This window comes from Archaeoglobaceae archaeon, from assembly GCA_038734275.1.
Lineage (GTDB): Archaea > Halobacteriota > Archaeoglobi > Archaeoglobales > Archaeoglobaceae > WYZ-LMO2.
Genome location: JAVYOO010000002.1, coordinates 139,564 through 163,185 on the forward strand (window position 1 = coordinate 139,564; position 23,622 = coordinate 163,185).

Annotated in this window: 19 protein-coding genes; 10 read left to right on the forward strand and 9 right to left on the reverse strand. The window is 42.2% G+C overall.

All coding sequences use genetic code 11. The features are described from left to right. Positions 1–5 precede the first annotated feature (5 nt). From QXI54_03360 to QXI54_03395, 8 genes are all read right to left on the reverse strand, one after another. Complete coding sequence (locus QXI54_03360; GenBank protein ID MEM0302192.1) at positions 6–569, reverse strand: hypothetical protein; 564 nt, start codon at positions 567–569, stop codon at positions 6–8. Beyond that, the gene (locus QXI54_03365) at positions 566–2,200 is read right to left on the reverse strand and encodes a methylamine methyltransferase corrinoid protein reductive activase (protein MEM0302193.1); all 1,635 of its coding nucleotides are present in this window, start codon (positions 2,198–2,200) and stop codon (positions 566–568) included. Before QXI54_03365 ends, QXI54_03360 begins: the two co-directional genes overlap by 4 nt. Beyond that, positions 2,197–3,213 carry a GTP-binding protein gene (locus tag QXI54_03370; protein MEM0302194.1) on the reverse strand — a complete coding sequence of 339 codons (1,017 nt, stop codon included), beginning with the start codon at positions 3,211–3,213 and terminating at the stop codon, positions 2,197–2,199. The genes QXI54_03365 and QXI54_03370 overlap by 4 nt, the downstream gene beginning before the upstream one ends. 147 nt (positions 3,214–3,360) lie before the next feature. Continuing rightward, entirely contained in the window at positions 3,361–4,212 is an 852-nt protein-coding gene (locus QXI54_03375) for a cobalamin-dependent protein (protein MEM0302195.1), read from the reverse strand. Between the two features lie 19 nt (positions 4,213–4,231). Further along, on the reverse strand, positions 4,232–5,335 hold the full coding sequence (gene mtaA, locus QXI54_03380) for a methylcobamide:CoM methyltransferase MtaA (GenBank protein ID MEM0302196.1): 1,104 nt from the start codon (positions 5,333–5,335) through the stop codon (positions 4,232–4,234). A 32-nt stretch (positions 5,336–5,367) separates the two neighbouring features. Then, the gene (locus QXI54_03385; GenBank protein ID MEM0302197.1) at positions 5,368–6,759 is read right to left on the reverse strand and encodes a methyltransferase MtaB domain-containing protein; all 1,392 of its coding nucleotides are present in this window, start codon (positions 6,757–6,759) and stop codon (positions 5,368–5,370) included. 216 nt (positions 6,760–6,975) lie between these two features. Further along, positions 6,976–7,629, reverse strand: coding sequence for a hypothetical protein (locus tag QXI54_03390; protein ID MEM0302198.1), 654 nt, complete (start codon positions 7,627–7,629; stop codon positions 6,976–6,978). A gap of 75 nt (positions 7,630–7,704) precedes the next feature. Next, positions 7,705–8,448: an enoyl-CoA hydratase/isomerase family protein gene (locus QXI54_03395; protein ID MEM0302199.1), complete on the reverse strand. Its 744-nt coding sequence runs from the start codon at positions 8,446–8,448 to the stop codon at positions 7,705–7,707. Positions 8,449–8,555: 107 nt separating this feature from the next. Between QXI54_03395 and QXI54_03400 the strand changes: the two genes are divergently transcribed. The 9 genes from QXI54_03400 (at position 8,556) to QXI54_03440 (ending at position 22,147) form a co-directional block, all read left to right on the forward strand. Further along, positions 8,556–8,747, forward strand: a complete 192-nt coding sequence (locus QXI54_03400; protein MEM0302200.1) for a hypothetical protein — start codon at positions 8,556–8,558, stop codon at positions 8,745–8,747. Positions 8,748–9,300: 553 nt separating this feature from the next. Next, a complete protein-coding gene (locus QXI54_03405) occupies positions 9,301–10,071 on the forward strand; it encodes an ABC transporter ATP-binding protein (GenBank protein ID MEM0302201.1) in 771 nt (256 codons plus the stop codon). Continuing rightward, positions 10,068–12,368, forward strand: a complete 2,301-nt coding sequence (locus QXI54_03410) for a cobaltochelatase subunit CobN (GenBank protein ID MEM0302202.1) — start codon at positions 10,068–10,070, stop codon at positions 12,366–12,368. Before QXI54_03405 ends, QXI54_03410 begins: the two co-directional genes overlap by 4 nt. Then, positions 12,343–13,833, forward strand: a complete 1,491-nt coding sequence (locus tag QXI54_03415) for a cobaltochelatase subunit CobN (GenBank protein ID MEM0302203.1) — start codon at positions 12,343–12,345, stop codon at positions 13,831–13,833. The genes QXI54_03410 and QXI54_03415 overlap by 26 nt, the downstream gene beginning before the upstream one ends. Continuing rightward, positions 13,830–13,997: a hypothetical protein gene (locus QXI54_03420; GenBank protein ID MEM0302204.1), complete on the forward strand. Its 168-nt coding sequence runs from the start codon at positions 13,830–13,832 to the stop codon at positions 13,995–13,997. The genes QXI54_03415 and QXI54_03420 overlap by 4 nt, the downstream gene beginning before the upstream one ends. Beyond that, positions 13,994–17,485 (forward strand): cobaltochelatase subunit CobN, encoded by a 3,492-nt coding sequence (locus QXI54_03425; protein ID MEM0302205.1) that lies wholly within the window; start codon positions 13,994–13,996, stop codon positions 17,483–17,485. The genes QXI54_03420 and QXI54_03425 overlap by 4 nt, the downstream gene beginning before the upstream one ends. Then, positions 17,482–19,341 carry a VWA domain-containing protein gene (locus QXI54_03430; protein MEM0302206.1) on the forward strand — a complete coding sequence of 620 codons (1,860 nt, stop codon included), beginning with the start codon at positions 17,482–17,484 and terminating at the stop codon, positions 19,339–19,341. Before QXI54_03425 ends, QXI54_03430 begins: the two co-directional genes overlap by 4 nt. A 1-nt stretch (position 19,342) precedes the next feature. Continuing rightward, positions 19,343–20,275 (forward strand): hypothetical protein, encoded by a 933-nt coding sequence (locus QXI54_03435; GenBank protein ID MEM0302207.1) that lies wholly within the window; start codon positions 19,343–19,345, stop codon positions 20,273–20,275. A 135-nt stretch (positions 20,276–20,410) separates the two neighbouring features. Continuing rightward, on the forward strand, positions 20,411–22,147 hold the full coding sequence (locus QXI54_03440; protein MEM0302208.1) for an acyl-CoA dehydrogenase: 1,737 nt from the start codon (positions 20,411–20,413) through the stop codon (positions 22,145–22,147). A gap of 56 nt (positions 22,148–22,203) precedes the next feature. On the opposite strand, the gene QXI54_03445 is transcribed toward QXI54_03440, so the two are convergent. Further along, on the reverse strand, positions 22,204–22,692 hold the full coding sequence (locus QXI54_03445; protein ID MEM0302209.1) for a class I SAM-dependent methyltransferase: 489 nt from the start codon (positions 22,690–22,692) through the stop codon (positions 22,204–22,206). Positions 22,693–22,767: 75 nt separating this feature from the next. On the opposite strand from QXI54_03445, the gene QXI54_03450 reads away from it, so the two are divergent. Further along, positions 22,768–23,577, forward strand: a complete 810-nt coding sequence (locus QXI54_03450) for an acylphosphatase (protein MEM0302210.1) — start codon at positions 22,768–22,770, stop codon at positions 23,575–23,577. The last annotated feature ends 45 nt before the right edge of the window (positions 23,578–23,622 follow it).

Sequence of the window (23,622 nt, forward strand, 5' to 3'; positions counted from 1 at the left end):
TATATTCAATCGAGCTCAAAACCGATCAAAACACTCCCTCCACCCCCTTTCCAGTTCATAATCTTCTTTATGTAAAGATCTGAGGGAGTTGAGGGGCTTCCGACTACAACTCTTTTTGCATGAGGAACTTTGTTCAGCCATGAGAGCTCTAAGGGCGGAATTACAAGGGTCGCAATTCTAAGATCCGTGATTCCAAGCTTAGCAATTTTTTCAGAATAAAGGACGAATATGTCCCCAATAACCCTATTACCTTCGCTTTTTAATTTTTCAAGCTCTTCTTTGTCTCTGATCTCCTCTCCAATCACTTCCCCTTTGTATACAAACCTAACAGTGCCTTTGATCGGCCATTCAAATTCGTCATTGGTTATACCTGCAAGCACAAAGGTTCTCAACAACGCTTCCCGAACTCCCTGATTAATGCCAGGCATCAAACCCATGAGCGAAGCCTTTTCTGCCTGTTCTTCTATTCTAAGAATCTCTTTTCTTTCAGACTCCGTAAGGAGCTTGAGATCTTCAACGCCCTTTAGAGACTTCAGAAAATCCATTACCTCAGCCATTTTTGTTTTCATGCTTTCACCTCACTTTGAATAACCTTTGCCTTGCTAAAATCGAGAATCTTCTCAGGACATGCGGAAACGCACCTTCTGCAGGCGGTTCCAAGGCAAAGACTCGAGCTTATCAAGATCTTGCCATCTTTGACTGAAATTATAGCATTTTCAGGGCAGTTTCTTACACACTTTCTGCATTCCTTACAGCCCTCAACCTCGATCTCGATTAAGGTTCCAATGTCTGGCACGACTTCAAGTCCAAGCTTGCCGAGATCCGCAATGTCCCTTGGAACAACTTTAAATACTTCTGGAGCTTTAGCCTGAGCGGTGATCTTCTGTTTTATTCCATAGGCATTCAGAAACTTGTTATAGTCCTCAAGGCTCATTCCCTCTGTCCAATATGAAAGCTCAAGCGTGTATGCATTCTGGAAGATCTCTGAAGTTGCAAACATTACGTGCTGAGCCCTTAGCTCGTTAGCAAAGCTTTGCAAGTAGTCAAGATATTCAGGATTCCTTATTATATCCGCTGCTAAAGCCAAAGAAGTGTTTCCAACCTGATAGATCTTCTCTGCGGAAGGCGGAATTTCTCCAACGATCCTTGACTTAATCGGATCCACGTAGAAGCCAGAAGCTCCCGCCATGAACATCGTCTTGATTTCGGAGAACTGTATTCCCGCTTCTTCAGCAAGCGTTAGAAATCCCGCTCTGAAAGCCCCTAATGCTTTGCCCGCTTCTTCAAGATCTTTTTCGGTCAAATAAACCCCATCTTGAAAATGCAGTTTTCTATCTGGAGTCAATATTTTTGGTGGCTTTATAAGGCCCTTTGATAAGCCAACCGCAATTCCAGCGATGACTCCAGTTCCAGTAATCCCCTTCGCTTTCCCATGCATTTTGCCCCTTTCGAGTAATTTACCACTCCCTATGTCAACAATGTCTCCCGCTTCGCTGAACATTTCTCCGCTAAGCACGTAATTCCTCCAGCCAGAGATCTCGAATTTTAGATCCGAGATCGCTCCGGGAGATGCGAGCATTCCCTTTTCTATGTGCTGTCCTTCGATCGCAGGTCCAGCGGCACAGCTTCCAGTCAGTATGGCATCTCCGACTTTTAGGGCTATTTCCGCATTTGTTCCATAATCCGAGACCATAGCAACTTCTTTTTCAAGGAATCCAGACTTTACCATCATTGCAATTGCGTCAGCACCAAGTTCATGCTTTATACTTGGCGGAACAAAAAGATCTACTTCTGCAGAAACGTTCTGAAGCCCCACTGAGCCTGTTTTTATGACAACTGCATCTCTCTTCGGAGGCTTTACCCCTCTGAGCTCAAGTGCCTTTTCTCCAGCGAATGCCAGATCTCTAATCTCTATTCCCTGAAATAGGGAAAGCTGGGTTGGATTACCGCTAACCGCAATTCTTTCAACTTCTCTTAAGTCTATTCTGAGCTTTTTCAGCAGTTTATCTACCGCATCTATGACTATAGAGTGTGCCAGCTCAAGCCCATATTCTATAGCAAAAGTAAGATGATCCATTACGTTGATCCCGGGCAGTGGGTGATGGAGGGTGATTGCAGTCGAGATCACGCTTCCATTTTCCAGATTAATTGCCTGAGCCCTGAACCCGCTTGTTCCAAGATCGATCGCAACGCCAATCATTCGCTATCAGCCCCGTGCTCGTGCTCTATGAATTCAAAATTAAAACCAAGATCTTCTGCCAGCTTCATGAGCTCTTCTTCGAATATTCTTCTAATTTGCTCTGTAGAGAGCTCCTTATCGATTAAAAGGACATTTAGCTTAGACTGAACAAACCAACCCACAAGTTCTCCATCGACGCTTACAGACTCGTCTTTACCAGTAACACCAAACTTTAGTGCTCCATCTGCAGAAATGAGCATCTTGTAGTGCTGAATTTTTCCCGCTCTGACTTTTATTCTATCGAACATTTCAACTCCCAGCCTTTTTAACTCAACACCCGCAACAGGCTTTTTGAACTTTATTAGAACTTTGGCAGAATACCATGAAGCCCCAGACTCAGCAGTAGAATCTAAAAATTCTTCTATTTTGCCTTCAATCCGTAAAGGAAGCTCCAAAAGTTTTACAAGACTATCAAAACCTTCACCGGTCTTTGCTGACGTGAATACGATCTCAGAATTCGGACTGATCTGTTTAATGAGCTCAACCAGAAGATTTAGTTCCGCTTTAGAGCTGACTGTGTCTACTTTATTAACCGCAATGATCTCCGCTTCCCTGAGCTGTCTTTCCAAGAATTCTCTTGAGTCGCTGTAAAGCTTTACAAACCTTTTAGCATCTGCAACACCTATAACGAGTGCATCCATGCCAACTTTCCGCATGGTTTTCCTTATGAGAGACGGAAATGCTATCCCCGTTGGCTCTATCAAAACAAAATCGGGATTAATTGAAGAAAGCACATCAGAAATGGTTGATTCCAAGTCCCTGTGAAGAGTGCAACATATACATCCTTCTGTAATCTCGTAGGAATTCATTCCAAGCTTTTTCAGAAAATCGCCATCAACTCCAATCTCGCCAATCTCATTTACAATTATTACAGCTTTCTTGCCTAAATTTTCTGCAAAGTATTTTCCAAGCCTTAAAATAAGACTTGTTTTTCCGCTCCCCAAAAATCCGCTCATTATAATGGCTCTTTGCATTCAAACACCTAATAAATTTAAATTAAAGGTTGCCATATAATTATACCCAAAGCTTACGAATTTCAAAGTTGCTAAACCTAAGAGTCCAAGGTCGGCATATATGGCAAAAGACATGCCATTTTACCTCTTCAATAAAAAATTAAAAAATTATGCGGGAGCAATTTCGTGCCATTTAGCACGAAGTTCTTCCCAAGAAATGCCTTTCTTTGCAGCCTCAGCGAACTTTGGCGCCTGATGAGCCTTCTTTGCAATCACTCCAAGTTCAAATGTGTTCACGAAGTCCTCGTTAACCGCTCCACCACCGCAGATGAATGGAATCTTTATTCCCTTTTCAATGAGCTTCTTTGCAATCTTTGGAAATGCAGTCATTGTTGTTGTCATCAAAGCGGTTCCGGTGACCATTACTGGTTTGTGCTTCTCAACAGCCTTAACTACTTCATCAACTGGCACATCTCTGCCCAAATCAATAACTTCCCAGCCATCCGCTACCAAGAATACCTTTGCGAGGTTCTTGCCGAGATCGTGTATGTCTCCTTCTGCGACATGCATTACAACTTTGCCCTTCTTCTCAACTTTCCCCGCTCCAACTTTCTGCTCAATGAACTGCACCGCAGCGCTCATGGCATCTGCGGAGAGCATAACCTGTGGCAAATAGTAGATCCCATCGTCGTAGAGCTTTGAAACCGCATGCATTCCCGGAGCTAAGCCCTTGTCTACGATTTCTTTTGGCGAGAACTTTTCGAGAGCTTTCTTTGTTTCTTCAAGGGCAGTCTTTGCATCGCCTTTAAATACTGCATAAGCAATTGTCTTCCACGGCTCATCCTTTGGCATTATATCCTTTACGAGTTCTTCAGGCTTCAAGCCGAGCTTCTTCTCCTCTTCAAGCACGTTATACCTAACAAAGATCTTGTCAAAGTCTATCGCTTCTTCCTTTACGGATGGTTTCAATCCCGCAATTATTCCCTCAACCATCGCCCAACCAATTTCACGACCTTCCATCTAAAACACCTCCAAACTTTTACCTTTCATAAATCATCTTACCCAACGCTTCTCCAATCCCAAATCCTATAGCTTTTGCCATTTCGGGAGTAAGAGCCTCTGCAACCGCCAATTTCCTCCTTGGCTGATTCCATGCTTCTGCAGCCTGAACCATTGCAACAACGTTTTGAATCGGTGTTATTGGTGGTAAACCACAGCCCGGAGCTAAAACATCGACACCGCTTTGCAGAGCTTTGAGCGACTCAGCCTTTACCGCTTCGGAAGTGCCAAAAGGCAAAGTTTTGCTTGCGGATACATTGCCAACAAGGGCTACGTCGTCTCCAACAATTCTTCTCGCTTTTGCAACGTCCACCGCTTCTTCAATGCTAAGCCCATTGAATCCACATTCAGCCATATCGCTTAGGATCTTGGAAACGTCTCCACAGATGTGTAGCACTGTGATTCCGCCTACATTTTCAGCCAATTCAGCAAGTTTTGGTTTTACAAGTGTCTTGAACATCGCGGGATCGATCAGATTTGGCGAAGCGGTTGGATCTGCAATCGTCACAATATCCGCTCCCGCTTTAAGCATGTATTTTGCATACATCGTGACCGCTTCAGTCGTAACTTCCATGAGAGTGTTAACTTTCTCCGTTGCTGTCAGACACCAGGAAACAAGCTGCTCTGTTCCAGCCAAGTGACCCGCAAGGGTAAATGGTCCCTCCATGCCCACAATTATAGGTAGCTGGTCTCCGACGGTGCTTCTTAAGATCTTTAAAGCATCTCTGACTACTGGAACTCTTCCCCTTTCAAGGAAGTCATCCGGAATTTCTGCTTTCTCGGGCTTCGCGAGATGTTCCTTTACGGAAGGCGTCCTTTCTTGAGTTGCAAAATCGATTTTACAGCCAAGAGCTTCCGCTATAACTGTAAGGCAGAACGGAACCCTTACCGCTTCAAGCTTTGCCAACTCCCATAAAGCGGAGCCGAGTTTTGCCATCTTCTCTGCATTTTTATGCGCCTCAGGGAAATAAGCGTTAACAGCAGCCATTGCATCCACTATGCCAAGCTGGGTAACGCATGACGCTGGAACCCTGTCAGGCACACCGCCTGTCAGTGCTGTGATCACTCTCTTCTTTGGTCCCATACTCTTCACCTCAAAAAATTAGAGAGCCCTCTTTACCATCCATAGTTCTTTGGATTGAAGTATGGGACGTTTGCGTATTCCTTAAGGCAGTCATCTATGAACTTATCCGCATCATCTGGCAAAGCCTTAAGTGTTTCCATTGCCTTGTTGAGTGTTTCAAGTTCCCAGCGTGAAAGCTTGAGCTTCTTTGCCTCAGCAGCCTCCAAGATTATGTTGCCCGCCTCAATCGCAGCATACTTCGCTCTCAAGTAAGGATCTTTGCCATACTGCGTTATGACTTTTCCAATTCTGTATGCATTCGGATAGGACAATATTAGCCCCTGAGGATCTCTATACATGTCAGAATACGTTAGCAAGTCTCTAAGGATCTTTTCCTGTTTTGCCTGCAACGCGGTGTTCGAAAGAGCTGCAGCGTTGCCTGTAACCGCAGTCCAGACTTCGGCGGTGCTACCACCGAATTCCTGATGATACTCCACAGACTCATTCGAGTAAACGTCTCCGATTGCCCTGTTCAGATTGCCCATCACGTCGATATGGGCACAGGCGCAAATGCTCGTGCATTCAATACAGACTGGAACTCCAGTGATTGCCTTAATGATCGGGTTCTCATAGCCACAGTCCTTCAGCGGACCTCTTGCTCCCGCTTCAACTGCCACAAGGCTTCTTGCTCCAGCAATAGCTCTTGCAAGGGCAGCCATTGTGTGCGAGACTTCCCTATCCATTAACCCGCCCGCCAAGAACATCACGGTGTTCGCACCACTGCAGTTCGTATCTCCCGCGGGAATCGTGCCATATTTATTTGCAATCTTAACGATCTGTGGCCAAGTCCAAGCCATGTCCTCGCTTCCACAAACTCCAATTCCGAATAGAATTCCTTTTATGTCTCCTCTTGCAACAGCGTAGTCAACAACTTCTTTACCGCCGAGTGTTTCAATGGCAAGATCACCAACACCTGCTGCAGCGGCCTGCTCAAAGGACTCGAACATTCTCTTAGTAAGATCGCTCTCTCTTAAACCTCCCTCAGCTTCCGCTTTTCTTATGTCTCCAATAGTATGTCTGATTGTTACACCAATTCCATACTCACTATGGTATTTCTCCGCAAGTTCCACTTGTGCATGTGCGGTTTCGTAAGCGTAGTTTGGATTATAGGTCTGCTGGAACACGTGTTCCTGCTCGATCATTATGTAATTGAACCCAAGCTGTAGGCATAGCTTTAGGATCTCTTCTGTGAATTCCTTGTGATGCTTTACAAATGTCTCAAGATCTTTTTCGCTCCCGGGCTTTGGAGCCACTTTAATCTCTGGCACAACAAAGCCCGCACCAATCGGAACGCCGAAGCGCTCGTATACTGGATACACCGCTTTGCCAAACACTATGTCGTCGGGGTTTTTGTAAGCCATCGACGTATATCTTCTAACAACCATTTCTCAACACCTCCTTTTTATCCATATTAAGCTCATTTTGTAGAATATAAAATTTTTTATCAAAAAAATCTGATTTCAGTTAGGAAAATTTGAATTTCAAAAAATTTTTACTAATATATTAAACATATATTGACGAGAAATAACTATCAAAATTAATAATAACTCAATAAAAAATCTACATAATAAATAGTTTGGATATTAGCTAATCTTTAAAGGTTATCGTTTACTCATCGTTATTTCTACAATTGTCCCACCATCTTTAGCTTCCAACTTCTTAGATTGAATCGCATGAGCTATGCATACCGCTACGGGAATATAGCAGGTTTTCTCATCGGTAATCTTTGAAAGGCTGTATATTTGATCGCAGTCTTCCAGCTCTCGGAGGGGTCTGTTTTCGATCCCTGCGAGGTATTTATTTACATCAGGACACGGGATTTCAATTTTTATCTTCACCTTCTTTGCTGGAGTCGACTCTGCGGTTATCGTGGCAAAATAACCACATATCGGAAGTTCCAGTTCAAGCTTTGTTGCTTCTCCTTTCGAAAGATTGAACTTCGTTGTTGTGCTCAAAGCAACTGATTCCGCGATGAGTCCCGCTTCAAGCCAGATCGCATTCATTACTGCTGTGGGAATTGGGCAAAAAGGTTTGACTCCAAAACTCTTCGCAATTAACCAGATATTGTAAATGCTTAACTCATAAATCTGCTTTGTGTCCCATTTCATTTCCTCAATCTTTTTAGCAAAAAGCTGAATTTTTGGGCAGGGAGAAATAATTTTCACCTTGTAAAAGTTATCATCTCTGAATGTCTCTACAACGCTTTCAACATTTTTGTCACATAAATTCTCGATGACTTTAATTTGAGATACCATACACTACATATAAAAAGGTATTTTTAAGTTTTTTGCTCGATGGAATTACAAATGAAAAACCTAAAAAAGTTGGGATTACAATTTTTGGAACCTTTTCAGAGACTCCTTAATGCATCTGAGCTGTGCCTCTTTATTTTCTCTAATGCTCTCTTCAAAGCTCAGATACCAGCTTCTCTCCAGAATAGCCTTCGCCTCTGCAATCGTGTATGCGGGCACCGAGAGCAGTTTCTGAGTGTATTCTCTTATTCCAACCTCAAGATCTTGATAAATCTCATTAACTAATCCGATTGTTTTACCTTCTTCTGCAGTGATCTGACGTCTTGTAAAAACCATTTCTCTGGCAATTCCATCGCCTACAAGCCTTGGTAGTATTTGCAATGCTCCCATGTCAGGAATTATTCCAAATTCTGGCTCTCTCAAGTAGAAAATTGTCCCGGGAGTCGCTATGCGAATGTCCGCAGTCAAAGCCAACTGCATTCCCCCACCAATTGCATAACGCTGAACCGCGGCGATTACTGGGATTTTCAGCATTCTGAGATCGTATATAAGCTTTTGAACGTTATCGATAAGCATTCTTAGCTCTTCATCACTCAATCCACCTTTCTGCGTCAGATTGATCAGCAAATCGCGATCCAGTCCAGCACAGAAGGTATCTCCTTCTCCTGATAAAATTAAAATCTTTGCAGAAGAGTTTTTTACAGCATCCACCGCTTCTCTAAGCTCACTCAAAACTTGTTCATTGAGAGCATTCTTTTTCTCAGGTCGATTAAGGCTGATTCTTGCCACTTCTCCGTCAAAAGTCAGCTTTACTTTTTCCATACCGAATTTAAAATGCCAAGTATTTAAACTTAGCTTTTTGGGTTTTTCTTAAAACGAAAATCGAAACAAAAGTATTTATTTCTCTCTTCTAAACTATATTTTAGGCTATGAAGATGGAAAATGATTTTGAAGAAAAGTTGGAAGAGCAGAAAAAGAGGAGAAAAAGCATAAAGAGCGAAGTTGAAAAAGGCGTTCAAAAATTGGAGGATCAGGAAGGAGTCTCCACTTTAGGGACATTTAAATCTGACAGAGAGATTGGGGTATATATGAGAAAAAAGGAGAGAGAAAGAAAGAGCTGACAAATTTTTGGATTTTATTATTAAGTCATAATTATTGAAGTTTCAACTCCTCCTCATGAGATCATTATCCGAATTTCAATCACAAATTGAAAGCTATGTTTGAAAAATCTCAATACCTTGCTTTGAGTCTCAAAAGTTTATTTTGGCTCTTGAAATTGTTTCCTTCTCTTCAGCTGTAGAAATGGGGATCATTCAAGCTGAGAATCCTGAACAATTTGAATACTTCTCTCTAGTTTCTGAATATCTAATGCCAAGAAAGACAAAAACTGCTCCCCGAAGTTTCAGCCGAATATGTGGATAAAATCTACATGCAAGAGAAGTGTTGAGTTATTGGCGTCAAAATTTTTGGAATTGATTATAGATTGTTAATCTTTTTCTCAACCTTTTTGGATAAACATTGTGTCAATCAATTAAATTATTTTCGAAATGTTTAAATAACGCTTATTTAATAACAAATTTATGGATTTAAGTAACAAAAAAACTAAAGTGCGGTGCATATATTTAGCATCTATTAAACTAAGAGTCTTTATTCGTGTTAATATCGTGAGGAAGTATGGCTCTGAAAGTTAAGGATCCGGAGATTGCATGCCCAAATATTGAACTCGATTCGCTGAACCTTAGCCTGAATGGGAGTGGAATCTTTGCCCCTCTCAGCCCAAACGGTTGCGGAAAATCAACGCTTTTGAAGTGCATAAACAAGATCCTTAAGCCCTTCGGTGGAGTTGTGCTTTTGGATGGGAAGGAAATTCTAAAGATGGAGGAAAAGGAAGTTTCAAAGCTCTTTGGCTACGTTCCGCAGGATCATAAACCGCCTTTTCCATACAAAGTTATAGATTTTGTCTTGCTTGGCAGAACGCCTCATATTGGCTTGTTTTCAACACCAAGCAAAAGAGACTACGAGATTGCAATGGAATCGCTTAGAATTGTGGGAATTGAAAGCTTTGCAGATCGAGCATATACGGAGCTTAGCGGTGGAGAAAGGCAACTTGTTTTAATTGCAAGAGCTTTAGCAAGTGAGGCAAAGATTTTGCTTCTCGATGAGCCAACAGCTCATTTGGACTTCAAGAACACGCATAGAGTCCTTGAAACGATCCGAAGACTTGTGAAAGAAAGAAATTTGTCCGCAATAATAACACTTCATGATCCAAACTTAGCCCAGAAATACGGAGACAGGATTGCATTGGTTCACAATCGAAAGATCGAGTGCATAGGTTTTCCTGAGGAGATCATAACAGAAGAGCTGATAAGAAGGGTTTATGGGGTTGAAGTTGAATTGCTAAGCGCTAATGGTTTTAGATTTGTCGTTCCGAAGGTGGTAAAATGAGGATCGCTTTTATAATTGGCTACAATTCCATAGCGATTCCAACGCTAAGAGAAGTTCTTGAGGAAGAATCGGTAAAGCACAAATTCGAATTTATCGTTACAACTCAGGCTGATTGCCTTAAGCATCTCGAAGAGATTAAAAAAGCAAACGCAATCTTTGTTTACTCCAGAGAAATTCCCGCAGAATTTGAAAAAGTTCTCCAAGACAAACTCGTCTTTTCAGTCCATTCTGAAATCCCTTCGAAATGTCCAGCTGATGCTCTGCTTAAAGTTCGAGAATTCTGGATAAACGGTGGCAGAGAGAACTTCAGAGGGCTAATAAATCTAATTTTAAGATGCCTCGGACTCAGTGTGGAAGTTCCAGAGGTTATGCGAATTCCATGGCATGGAATTTACCATCCCACGCTTGGTTTATTTGAAAGCGTGGAAGATTACCTTGGAGTGTATTCAAGCTCCCCTTTGGTTGGGGTTCTTTTCTACAGGGAGCACTTGCTTTACAAAGCAGTAGAATACGTTGAAAAGCTCATAAAAGCGATTGAAGCTCAGGGGCTTGGAGTAATAGCGGTTTTTGCAAGGAAATATCAGGATGAGCAGATAGAAATTCCAAGTGTCGAGGAAAGTATAAAGAAGTTCTTTTTCGAAAAAGAGAAGTGTTTAGTTGAAGCGATCGTGAATCTAACGTCATTTTCGCTCACAAAAGACATAGGGTTGTTAAAGAATTTGAATGTGCCAATAATAAATCCAATAACCTCTTTCTATCAGAGCGTTGAAGAATGGGAAAATTCCAACTCAATAGACTACCTCAGCCAAGTTTACAACGTCATTTTGCCTGAGCTCGATGGTTTGATTGAACCAATTGTCTACGTTTTCTCTGAACTTGAGGAAGATGGATCGAGGAAATACGTTGCTTTTGATCCTCATGCGGAATTCATCGCTAAAAGAGTTAAGAAATGGGTTGAAATTAGGAAAAAGAGACCTGAAGAGAGAAGGATTGCGATCGTTCTTATAAATCCACCATGCCATAGCGTTGAGGCAAACATAGGGGTTGGTCTTGGCTTAGACGTGCCAGAAAGCGTTGTTAGATTGCTCAAAAAGCTAAAAGAGAATGGCTACACAGTTGAAAATGTTCCTGAGAATGGAAAAGAGCTCATAAAGATTTTCTTGGAAAGAAAAGCGATAAGCGAGTTCAGATGGACAAGCGTTGAGGAAATTGTAGCAAAAGGCGGAGCAATTGATTTCGTTGATTACGAAACCTACTCTGCCTGGCTAAATGAACTGCCTGAGGAGGCTAAGACTAAACTTCTGAAGGACTGGGGAGATCCAAAGGATGTTCTTGAGAAGAAAGTGAAGAAGGAGTTCGTGGGGATGGTTTATGAAGGTAAATTCGTGATTCCGGGGCTTAAGTTTGGAAATGTAGTCGTCTTGACTCAGCCAAAGTTTGGTTGTGCGGGAAGTGCTTGCGATGGAAGCGTTTGCAGAATTCTGCATGAGCCAACAATAGCTCCGCCGCATCAATGGCTTGCGGTATATAGATGGCTAACAAGGGTTTTCAGAGCGGATCTGCTAATCCACTTCGGAACCCATGGCTATCTCGAATTCCGTCCGGGCAAAGGAGTTGGTTTATCGCCAGCATGCTGGCCTGAGATCAGCGTTGACGATGTTCCGCATGTCTATGTTTATGCGGTCTCAAATCCAATGGAGGGGATGATTGCAAAGCGGAGGAGCTATGCAACAATAATAGACCACCTTTATCCGCCCATGGAGCTTGCTGAGATCTTTGAAGATCTCGAAAACCTCATTGCACAATACAAGAATGCAGAGAATTTAGGAGAAGTTTCGAGAGCTGAGAAAATCTATGAAGAAATAATTGAAAAAGCTGAAAAGGCAAACATAAGATTTCGCAAAGATCGGGCATTAGAGGATATCCATCACTACCTGAGCGCAGTTAGAGAGACGCAAATTGAATCCGGACTGCATATCTTCGGCAATTTAAGAGAGGAAAAGCTTGCAGATTACATTGCAACAACGATGGCATTCGACACCCACGAGTGTGCTTCGATCAGGAGAGCTCTTGCGGAAGCTCTCGGCTTTAATTACGAGGAGCTTAAACAAAATCCGAGCAAGCTTAACTCTTTGGGAATCACGAATTCTCAAACCCTCAGCCTTTTGCATAGGCTTGCTGTTAACACGATCAGAAGATTGCTGGAAATGAACGTTGAAGAAGTTGAGCCAGACTTGGTTGAAAAAATTCTCAACGAGGAGGTGTTAAAACTTGCTCGAATTGAAAAGTTGTTTTAAGCTTAAAATCGATGATAAGGTCTTAGGGGCTTTTAGACGGGCTTTGGAGATAGCAAAAAGGATGAAGGCTTTAAAGGAATACGAAAACTTCTTTTTAGCTCTTTCTGGAAACTACGTGGAACCCGGTGCATCAGGTTCTTTAACGAGAGGAAAGATCGAGATTTTGCCTACCGGAAGAAACTTCTATGGCGTTGACCCAACTGCGTTGCCAACAAGAGCAGCATGGGAAATAGGCGTGAAGACTGCGGAAAAATTGCTTGCACATTACTTAGAAAAGCATGGAAAATGGCCTGAAAGCGTTGGACACTGGCTTATGAGCATCGATGGCTATAAGGCTGATGGAGAACAACTGGCACAAATTCTTTACCTTCTCGGCGTTCGACCAGTCTGGATCAACAACGCTGTAAAGGAAATTGAAGTAATTCCGCTTGAAGAACTTAAAAGGCCGAGAATTGACGTTTGCGTCAGAATCACTGGAATCGTCAGAGACACTCTGCCAAATTACGCTGATCTTATTCAAAAAGCGGTTGCAAAGATCATCGCCTTAGATGAGCCGTTGGAGATGAACTTCGTAAGAAAACACTATTTTGAGCAATTGGAGAAGCTTTCAAAGCTTGGAATAAGCGAAGAATTTGCAAAATGCAGAGTTTGGGGGTGCAAGCCCGGAGCTTACGGAGCAGGAGTTAATTATGCGGTTGAAGCTTCCGCATGGAAAAGCGATGAAGATCTTGCAAAAGTTTGGATTCACTGGAGTGCCTATGCTTACGGCGATAAATTCAGGGGTGAATTCTCTCCTGAAGCTTTGATCTTGAATTTAAAAAACGTTGAAGTTATTACAAGGAATCAGATAAGCGATGAGCATGATTTATTGAACTGCTGTTGCCATTTCTCCTATCAGGGCGGTTTCTACAATGCAGTAAAAGAAATTAAAGGAAAAGAGCCCGAGATCGTTGTAGTTGACACCAGAGAGATAACTAATGCTGAGATCAGAGAGATGAAGGATGAGATCGAAAGGATCGTTAGGGCAAAACTTCTAAATGATCGCTGGATTGAGGAGATGAAAAAGCATGGCTACAGGGGGGCTAACGAGTTTTCTAAGAAAATTCTTCACCTCTATGGATGGTCTGCGACGACAAAGCTTGTCGAAGACTGGGTTTTTGATGAGATCGCTGAAAATTATGTGCTGAACGAGGAGATGAAAAAATTCTTCGTTGAAAACAACGTCTATGCTTTAGAAGAGATCGCAAGAAGGCTTGTGGAGGCGAAAGAAAGGGGACTCTGGAAAGCGAGCGAAGAAAGGTTAAGAAGGATCAGAGAAATTTATGCTGAGATCGAGGGAATTCTTGAAGAAGATCTCGTTGGTGACGTTCAGGGTGGAGAAATTAGATTCTTGAATTCTGAAGACGTTGAAGGCTGGAAGCAGAATTTTAAGGAATTGGAAAAGGCTTTTGAGGTGATAAAATGAAAATTGCACATGCAAAACTGAATCCAATACTGCTTAAGCTCGATCAAGAGGTTTCCAAGATTTCTTCAGTTGGTGACATGAGCAGAGTTAACGAGTCTGCGATTCTGGGAGATCCGGCTTTTAGCAATGTTGAGGCTGTGAAGAGAAAAGCGGTGGAGTTATGAAAATACTGCTTGTTTCGACGATCGTTAACAGAAGCTTGAAGACTGCAATAAGTTCGGTAAAAGATCTATGCAGTGTTGAGCTGATCTATTCATATGATCTCTGGAAATATGATAGAGAGGAGCTTCAGAATTTAGTGAATAAATCCGATCTGATTTTGCTCGACGTTCGCGGCGATCCTGCGATTTTGAAGGAGATTGACTTCAAAGACAAGGATGTGATTGTTTTAATAGGTGGTAGCACTTTAATGTCAAAAGCAAAGCTTGGAAAGTTCAGAATGCCTGCAAAGGTAGCTTCAGAGATCACGAATCCCGAAAGCATAAAGAAGAGAATTGAGATGATGCAGAAAAGCATTGAAATGCTCGGTAAAATTTTACCCTTCGGAGTTCTTAAAGATGCAAGAGATTATATAAAAACTTTACGATACTGGTCGAACGCTGGCTTTGAAAATTACAGAAATATGTTTCTCCATCTCTGCAAAGTTAAGGGAATGCAAGTTGAAGTTAAAGAGCCTGAAGAGTTTCCTGAATATGGCTTTTACCATCCAGATTGCGGATTTAGCTACACTCCAAAAATAAATCCCGAAAAACCTACAGTCGGGATACTTTTCTACGGAGGGATGCACTTTGAGAGCTGTATAAAAACTCTTGAGATGCTCACGGAAAAATTCAAAGATCTTAACGTAATTCCAGTGTTCAGCGAGGGGATTCTGAATCTAAAAGCCTTTGAAAAGCTCTACGAAGTTGGCAAAGTTGATGCAATAATAAGCTTGCTCTGGTTCAGACTAAACGGTGGACCAATCGGTGGAGATCCAGCCAAGACGATTGAAATGCTGAAAAAAGAAAAATCAAAGCTATTCACTCCCGCCCTCATGTTCAATCAGAAGATAGATGACTGGCAAGAGCATGAGAGGGGTCTAAATCCAGTGAATTTGCTCGCAAGTGTTACTTTGCCCGAGATGGATGGTGCAGTCGAGCCTATTCCGGTTTGTGGTGTGCGAAATGATGAAGTGGTTCCAATAGAAGATCGAGTTGAGAGATTTGCAGAGAGGGTGAGGAATTGGGTTTTGCTGAGCAGAAAACAGAACTCAGAAAAGAGAGTTGCGATAGTGATCTACAACTACCCACCCGGAGAGGAAAATCTTGGAAAGGCAGCATATCTGGACACTTTCAAAAGCCTGGAGGTGATCTTGAAGGAACTCAGAAAAAGAGGCTATAGCGTTCAGGAGGTGGATATAGAGAAGCTACTTCTTGCAAAGAATCTCTTTAACCCAAATGCTCTTCCTGAGAAGATGATAGATTGCCCGAGGTTGGCAATCGAGGATTACATCTCCTTCTTTAGCACTCTTGAAGAAGACGTGAAAAGAGAAATCATAGAGACCTTTGGAGAACCGCCTAGCGACATAATGGTCGATGAGAGCGGAATTTTAATACCTGCAGTAATTTTGGGAAATATTGCAATCGTTGTTCAGCCTGCAAGGAAAAAGCTGTTCAGCGAAGAAGATGTTTACTCTGCAATCCATGATAAAACAAAACCACCTCACCACCAGTATCTTGCAACCTATTTCTGGATTCAAAAGGTCTTTAAAGCAGACGCAGTGATCCACCTTGGAACCCATGGCACAGCGGAACTCATGAAGGGTAAAGAAGTGGGCTTGAGTTCGAAATGCTATCCAGATCTACTCATTAGTTCAATTCCAAGCATATATGTTTATCACGTTGTCAACACTTCTGAGGCTACGATAGCAAAGAGAAGGCTTTACTCAACGCTGATAAGCTATAACTCCCCGCCATACACTTTTTCTGGGCTTTATGAAGACTACTTGAAGCTTGAAGACCTAATTGAGGAATACAGACAAGAAAAAGCTCGTGGAGGAGCTGAAATAATTAAAACAAAGATAATTGATTTGGCTAAAAAGCTCAATTTGGGAGAGGACATCGATAAGCTTGAGCTGAAACTCTATGAATTCAAGAGGTCCATAATTCCGAAGGGTCTGCACGTCATTGGCGAAAGATACGGTGAGAAAGAGCTGAAAGATTTCATGCTAGCAGTCTCTTTGAGAAAGATAACCAAAATTCTCGCTGATAAAAAAGGATGGAGTCTTGAAAATCTGAGCAAAAGAAAATTGCTTGAAGAAGAAGCTGAGAGAATCGTTGAGAGATTCTTGTCTGGGGAGAAAATCAATAAAGATTTCGAGGAAGTCCTAAAAGAGAGCTTTGAGACGGCAAAGAAGTTTGTAGACAATTCTCTGGAAATCGAGAACCTTTTTGAAGCTCTTGATGGAAAATACGTTGAGCCTTCAGTGGGTGGAGATGTTATAAGAAATCCCGAAGCTTTGCCGACTGGAAGAAACATCTATGCGTTCGATCCGCTTAAAGTGCCAACTGAGGGAGCAGTTGATAGAGGTAAGAAGATCGCTGAGAAGACGCTGAAGAGGTTTTACGAAAGCAACGGAAGATACCCTGAGACTGTTGCGGTTGTTTTATGGGGCTTTGAGACCGCAAAAACTTACGGCGAGACTGTTGCACAGATCTTTGAATACTTGGGAGTCGAAGTAATTCATAAAACACCCTGGGAAAAGGAATTGAGGATAAGAAGTCTTGAAGAGCTTAAAAGACCAAGAATCGACGTTGTGGTTACAATTTGTGGATTCTTCAGAGAGATGTTTCCAAACGTTATAGATTTGCTCGACAAAGCCTTCAAAATTGTTTCCGAACTTGAAGAAAGTGAGGAGATGAACTTTGTTAAAAAGCATAGCAAGAAAATCGGAAATTACAGAATCTTTGGGCCGAGAGCGACTGAATATGGAACAAGAATGCTTCAGCTTGTCGAAGATAGCGCTTGGAATTCGGAAGATCAGCTTGTGGAAGCTTATTTAAGCTCGATGTGCTTTGCATATGGCAGAAATTTCCATAGTATTGAAGCAAGGGAAGAATTCAAGGAATTGCTTAAAACGGTTGAGCTCGTCTCACAAGTTAGAAGTAGTAACGATTACGAAATAACAGATCTGGACCACTACTACGAGTTCTTTGGTGGAATTGCGAAGAGCGTAGAAATTCTAAAAGGTCAAAAGCCTGAAATGCTTATTGCAGATTCCACGACTGAGATTTTGAAAGTTGAAAGTATAGGTGATGCTATAGAAAAAGGAAGCGTAACGAGAACTCTAAATCCGTTGTGGATTGAGGAAATGCTCAAACACAGGTTTTTGGGAGTGCAGAAGATCGCAGATAGGGTTGAAAATCTGCTCGGCTTTTCCGCAACGACTGGTGTTGCTAACTGGATCTGGGATCGAGTTGCCGAAAGATTCGTGCTCGACGAGAATATGTTTAACAGGCTAAAGGAATTGAATGTTTACGCAACCAAGGAGATCGTTGAAAAGCTTCTCGAGGCGGAAAGGAGAGGTTACTGGAAAGCGAGTGATGAAGCTAAAAGTAAACTGGTTGAGAAGTTTATGGAGCTGGATGGAATTCTTGAGGAGGTGGTAAAATGATCTTTTTCCCATTTTCAGCAATAGTTGGGCAAGATAAGGCTAAGCTTGCCTTAATTTGCAACGCGATCGATCCGACGATTGGCGGAGTTTTGCTCAGTGGCGATAAGGGCACGGGAAAGTCGACGATGGTCAGGGCTTTTTCGCAGGTTTTGCCTGAGATCGAGGTTGTTGAAGGCTGTTCTTTCAACTGCAATCCACACAACATTGCAGAGATGTGCGATGCCTGTAGGGAGAGAGCTGAAAGAGGTGAGTTGAGCGTTGCGAGGAGAAAGATGAGGGTTATCGACCTTCCACTGAGCGTAACCCTCGACAGACTTGTTGGGACGATCGAAATCAGCAAGGCTTTAAAAGAGGGTATAAGAGCTTTGCAACCCGGAATTCTGGCTGAAGCTAACAGAAACATCCTTTACATAGACGAAGTAAATCTGCTTGAAGACTACATCGCAGATGTTTTACTGGATTCAGCAGCGATGGGCTGGAACTTCGTTGAAAGAGAGGGAATTTCTTTGAAGCATCCGAGCAAGTTCATACTCGTTGGTTCAATGAACCCAGAAGAGGGAGAACTAAGACCACAGCTTTTGGACAGATTCGGAATGTTCGTGGCAATAGAAGCTTCGCAGAACGCTGAAGAAAGAATCGAGATCGTTAAAAGGGTCACAGAATTTCAGAAGGATCCACAGGGTTTTTACGAGAAATACAGAAAGCAAGACGAAAAGCTGAGAGCTTCGATTGTTAAGGCGAAGGAAATTCTTGGCGAGGTTGAGATCGAAGAAGAGCTTTTGAAACTTCTCGTTGAAACGATCATACAGCTTGGCATAAAAACGCATAGAGCGGAGATAGCGACTGTTAAAGCAGCAAAGGCAATCGCAGCTTTAGCTGGGAGAAAGAAGGTGAGCATAGAAGATCTAAACAAGGCTATGGAGCTAACGCTACCACATAGACTAAAGTCGAGACCTTTCCAGAAACCTCAGATGCCACAAATACCACAGAGGCAGGAGAAATTAACAAGCGAACAGAGATCAGAGAACAAACCAATGGAAAAAGAAAGTATGGTTCAACAAAAGGATCAGAGTTCTGTAGGAAATTCTGAAATGAGGTTTGAAGCTGCGAACGTTGAAATCGAAAAAAGATGCTGTAAAGAGGAGGCAAAAAACGCTGGAAACAGAAGTTCAAGGGATTGCAGGCTAACGCTCATCGGAAAACCTTTGGGCATTCCCATTTCATATACACTGCCAATTAAAGATGCGAGAGACATAAACCTCTTTGCAACTCTAAACTCTGCGATGCTCAGGGGATATCCTTTGGAGATAAGGGAGGAGGACATAAGGGTAAATGTGAGAAAGGCGAAGGCTCCAAAGGTAACTGCAATCCTGCTCGACTCAAGCGGTAGCATGGCTTTGCAGAAAAGGATAAGCATAGCAAAGGGGGTAGCAAAGAAGATCGTTGAAAACTCTTATAAGCGCAGAGATCTGCTTTCGCTGATCGTTTTTAATGGCAATGAAGCAAAGGTAATTGTTAGCCCTACAAGGAAGTATGAGGAGGTTTTTGATGCTATCGAAAACATCCCAACAGGAGGAAAGACTCCTCTTGCTTCCGCACTTTTCAGACTACTTTGCATCGCAAGAAGTTTGAAGAAAAGGAACATAAAGGTAAACGGAATTCTGATCAGCGATGGTAAGGCGAATGTTTCAATGTTCGATAGAGTTGAAGAAGATATAAGGAGAATTTGCAGTTTAATAGCAAAAGAGGGTGTAAAACTTGAAATCTACGACACAAGAACCAAGGCTTTCGATCCTTCGCCAAGCTATATCGAGCTAATTTCGGAAATTACAAATGCACAGATCTTGAGGGTGTAGAGTGGAACCCGTAAACTTGGCATACTCAGTAATAACGATGGCTATAGCATGCTTTACTGGTGTATTTTTAGCCAACTTAGCCCTTGAATTCGGCTTTGCAAGGCTGATTTCGAAGCCTTTAGCCCCACTAATGAGATTTGCAAATCTGCCAACGGTTTTCGCAATTCCAGCAATAATTTCAACAGTCGATGTTCGAGGGGGCTTAAGCATCGTGGGTTCTTTAAGGGAAAAGAATGGAGTTGATGATTCAGCAGTTATTGCCTATAAACTCGTAACAAGACCTTTTTCGACAGTCTTTTTCCTTTTTCGCTATTATTTGCCAGTCTCCATAGCTGCTTTGGGTCTCTATGTAGGCTCAATCTACATAGTATTAAGCTTCATTTCAGCATTCATCTGCATGCTTATCGGCATTGCTTATGGCAGATTGAAGGTTAAGAGGAAAGAAATCGAGCTTGAGCTGGATCAGAATTCGAAGAATAGGAACGATGCCATAAAAGCGTCCTTAAAATCCGCCTTTGATATGACCAAAAAGGTTGTTTTTAGGTATGTGATCATAACTGTCGCCATCTCAGTTCTTTTGCTTTTAGGCTTCTTCGATGCTGTTTCCGAGAACATAGACATTTACACGAAACAACTTGGCTTCTCCTCAAACTTCGCAGCTTTGATCTCCATACACATCTTCAGCCCCATGTCCGCTGTGCTTACTGCGGGAGAGTTTTTGAGAAATGGTCTGATTGGTGTTAAGGAATCTCTAATTGCCCTTTTGATAGGTAGGTTCCTCTTTATAGCCATAATGGATTATCCAAGGCATTCTTTGCCATTCTACGCTTCAATATTCCCAGTTAAGCTTGCTTCAAAGCTTGTTTTGGCTGGAATTGCTGTAAATGCGATTGCGACACCTATTTTAGTAGCGGTTGTTTGGATAATTTTCTAAACCGATTACTTCTTCTTTGAATTTTAAAGCAGGATGTGAGCTTCGCACCTTGGATATCCAAATGCATGAGCGGAGATTTCAAGAGCCAGCTTTGCTTTTCGCTACCTTTATAAATTCACCAGTCAGTTTTTGAGCATGATCCTTCTAAACCCCAAGAAGTTCAAAGGAGAACATTTGGATGAGAAGGCAAGAGAGCTGATCCTGAAGACGATCGAATTCTTTGAGAGCATGGGTAAAGCAAAGCTTAAGGAGAACGACAGGAAAATGGTATGGTATGACGATTTTTTGGAGTTCCAGAAACAAAACAAGATCTTCTACACCTTTTTAACTCCGCCAGAGTTCAGCAATGGCGAAACTCGCTGGGACACTTGGCGAATTTGCGATTACAATGAGGTTTTGGCTTTCTACAGCCTTGCTTACTGGTATACCTGGCAGGTGACAATTCTTGGCTTGGGGCCCATATGGATGAGCAAGAATGAGAAGATAAAGAGAGAAGTTGCAGAGATGCTCAAGAACGGCGGGGTTTTTGCCTTTGGGCTTTCAGAGCGAGAGCATGGTGCTGATATTTATGCAACTGAGACTAAACTTATTCCGCAACCAGATGGAACTTGGAAGGCTTACGGCAGAAAATACTACATCGGCAACTCAAACGTGGCAAGCATAATATCGACCTTTGCAAGGTTCGCTGAGCCCGACGGAAGCTTGCCTTATGACATGGACAAGCGAAGATTTGTTTTCTTTGCGTTGCGTAGAGATGAGAGATACTACGAGTTGATAAAAAACGTTGTCGCTTCGCAAATGTTTGTAGGTGATTTCCTGATCCACGATTATCCTGTTAGCGAAGAAGACATTCTTGAGAAGGGTGAAGAATCTTGGGATGCTGCTCTTAACACAGTTAACGTTGGCAAGTTTAACCTTGGCTGGGCTTCAATTGGAATCTGCACCCATGCTTTCTACGAAGCTTTAAACCATGCTTCAAAGCGAGTTCTTTATGGGATCCACGTAACGGACTTTCCGCACATCAAAAGGCTTTTTGTCGACGCTTACTGCAGGCTGCTTGCGATGAAGCTCTTTGCAAGAAGGGCTTGCGATTACATGCGAGTTGCATCGCTGAACGATAGGCGTTATTTGCTTTACAACGCATTGGTCAAGTCGAAGGTTACAAGAGAAGGTGAGGAAGTGATAAACCTTCTCTGGGACGTGATAGCTGCGAAGGGCTTTGAGAAGGACACATACTTCGAGATGGCAACGAGATACATTCGAGCTTTGCCAAAGCTTGAAGGGACTGTGCATGTGAACATGGCTTTAATCCTGAAATTCCTCTACAATTACTTGTTTAATCCTGCAGAGTTCGCTGAAGTGCCAAAGATGGATGTTGCAAAGCACGACGAGTTCTTATTCAACCAAGGAACTGCTGGAGGACTTGAAAAGGTAAGATTCCACGACTATCGAAAAGTCTATGCAGAAGTTGACTTGCCAAATGTGAACGTTTTCAAGGAGCAGATAGATTGCTTTAGAGATTTGATCGCCAAAGCTCCGCCGAGTGCTGAGCAAATGAGGGATTTTGACTTCTTAGCAACTCTTGGCGAGCTTTTCACCTTGCTTGTCTACGGACAGCTTATCATTGAGGCTAAGAAAGTCTACGCAGGACTTTACGATGTTAGCGATGAACTGCTCGACCAGATCTTTGAAATCTTTGTCAGAGACTTCTCCAAGTTTGCGGTAGAGCTAATGGCAAAGCCAAGCGCCACAGAGAAGCAGAAGGAGTTCTGCAGAAAGATGGTAAAGTCGCCAGTTGCGAATGCTGAGCGATTTGAAAAAGTTCTCGGCGAAGTTTATGCACTGAAGGATGCTTACGAGATGAATCCATGAATTTGGAATAAAAATTTTTTATGGTCTCGAATCAATCATTCCCTAAAATGTCTCCTCTAAACTAAGGATGGATATCTCTTAGACAACTCTTCCCATAACTTCCACACTCCAAATTCATTCCTCCTCACTTGCGTATCGTGAAGCAAAATCACCCCGCGATAGCTCATCTTTTTAATCCAATTTTCGAAATCGTGTTTAACAGCTTCATAAGTGTGATAGCCATCGATGTGCAAAAGATCTATGCTTCCATCGCTGAAATACTGCAAAGCTTCATCGAAATCCATTTTCATTATTTGAGCGAAGTCCCCATAATTTTCAGTTATGTAGTTATTTACTTCTAAATAAACTGATTCATCGTAAAATCCTGAATGCGGATCTCCTTTAAAGTTGTCAACTCCGTAACAAGAACATTTCAGATTTAGCGCTTTTACAGCTTGACAGAAAGCAGAAAAAGAGTTTCCTGTGTGAACCCCGAGCTCAACAAAGATCCTTGGCCTGTGAAGTTCTGTGATGAAAAAAGCGAACGGAAGATGTTTAACCCCCATGAGATGGATCCATGATACTCATGAGTAATTAAAAGATTATGGAAAGAGTTTTAAAGACTATAAAAAAATTCTTTTATGGCTATCAAGATAACGATCAAGGGAAAGGTTCACGAAGTCGGCTATCGCCTTTTTCTTCTTGAAGAAGCTGACTCGCTTTTCATTCCGTGCTTCGACGCGAGAAATGTAAAAATCAATGGAAAAGAAGCTTTAATCGTTCTCGTTGATGGCGATAAGGAGCAGCTGGAACAGTTCATTGAATTCGTGAAAAGCAATAAACCAGAAAATGCTTTGGTTGAAGAGATAAGCGTTGAAGAGTTCAAAGGCAGAGTCAGAGACATCGAAAAGTTCAGAGCGAGCTTTAACACTTCGCAGCTTTCAAAGATCGTTCAGGTTGGAGTTAAGATGCTTGAAAAGCAGGACAAAATGCTTGAAAAACAGGATTTAATGCTCTCAAAGATGGACACCATGCTTGAAAAGCAAGAGCTGATGCTGCAAAAACAGGATTTAATGCTCTCAAAGATGGACAGCATGCTCGAGAAACAGGATTCGATGCTGCAAAAGCAGGATCTGATGCTCTCGAAGATGGACACCATGCTTGAAAAGCAGGACAAAATGCTCGAGAAACAAGACAAGATGCTTGAAAAGCAGGATACAATGCTTGGGAAAATGGATTTGATGTTGCAAAAGCAGGATGAGACGATTAAGGAGATAAAAGAGACGAGGGTCGAGTTGAAAAAGGAGATAAAAGAGGTCAAAGAGGAAGTTAAGGTGATCTCCTCAAAGCTCGATAAGACCAATGATCTGCTGGAAAAGAGATTCGAAAGGCTTGAACAGGAGATAGAGAGAATAAAGAAGGCATTGATTAAAGCCGGAATCGAGCTTTAAAAATCCCGGTAAAACTTCTCTAATTCATTCAGCACTTCCAACAAA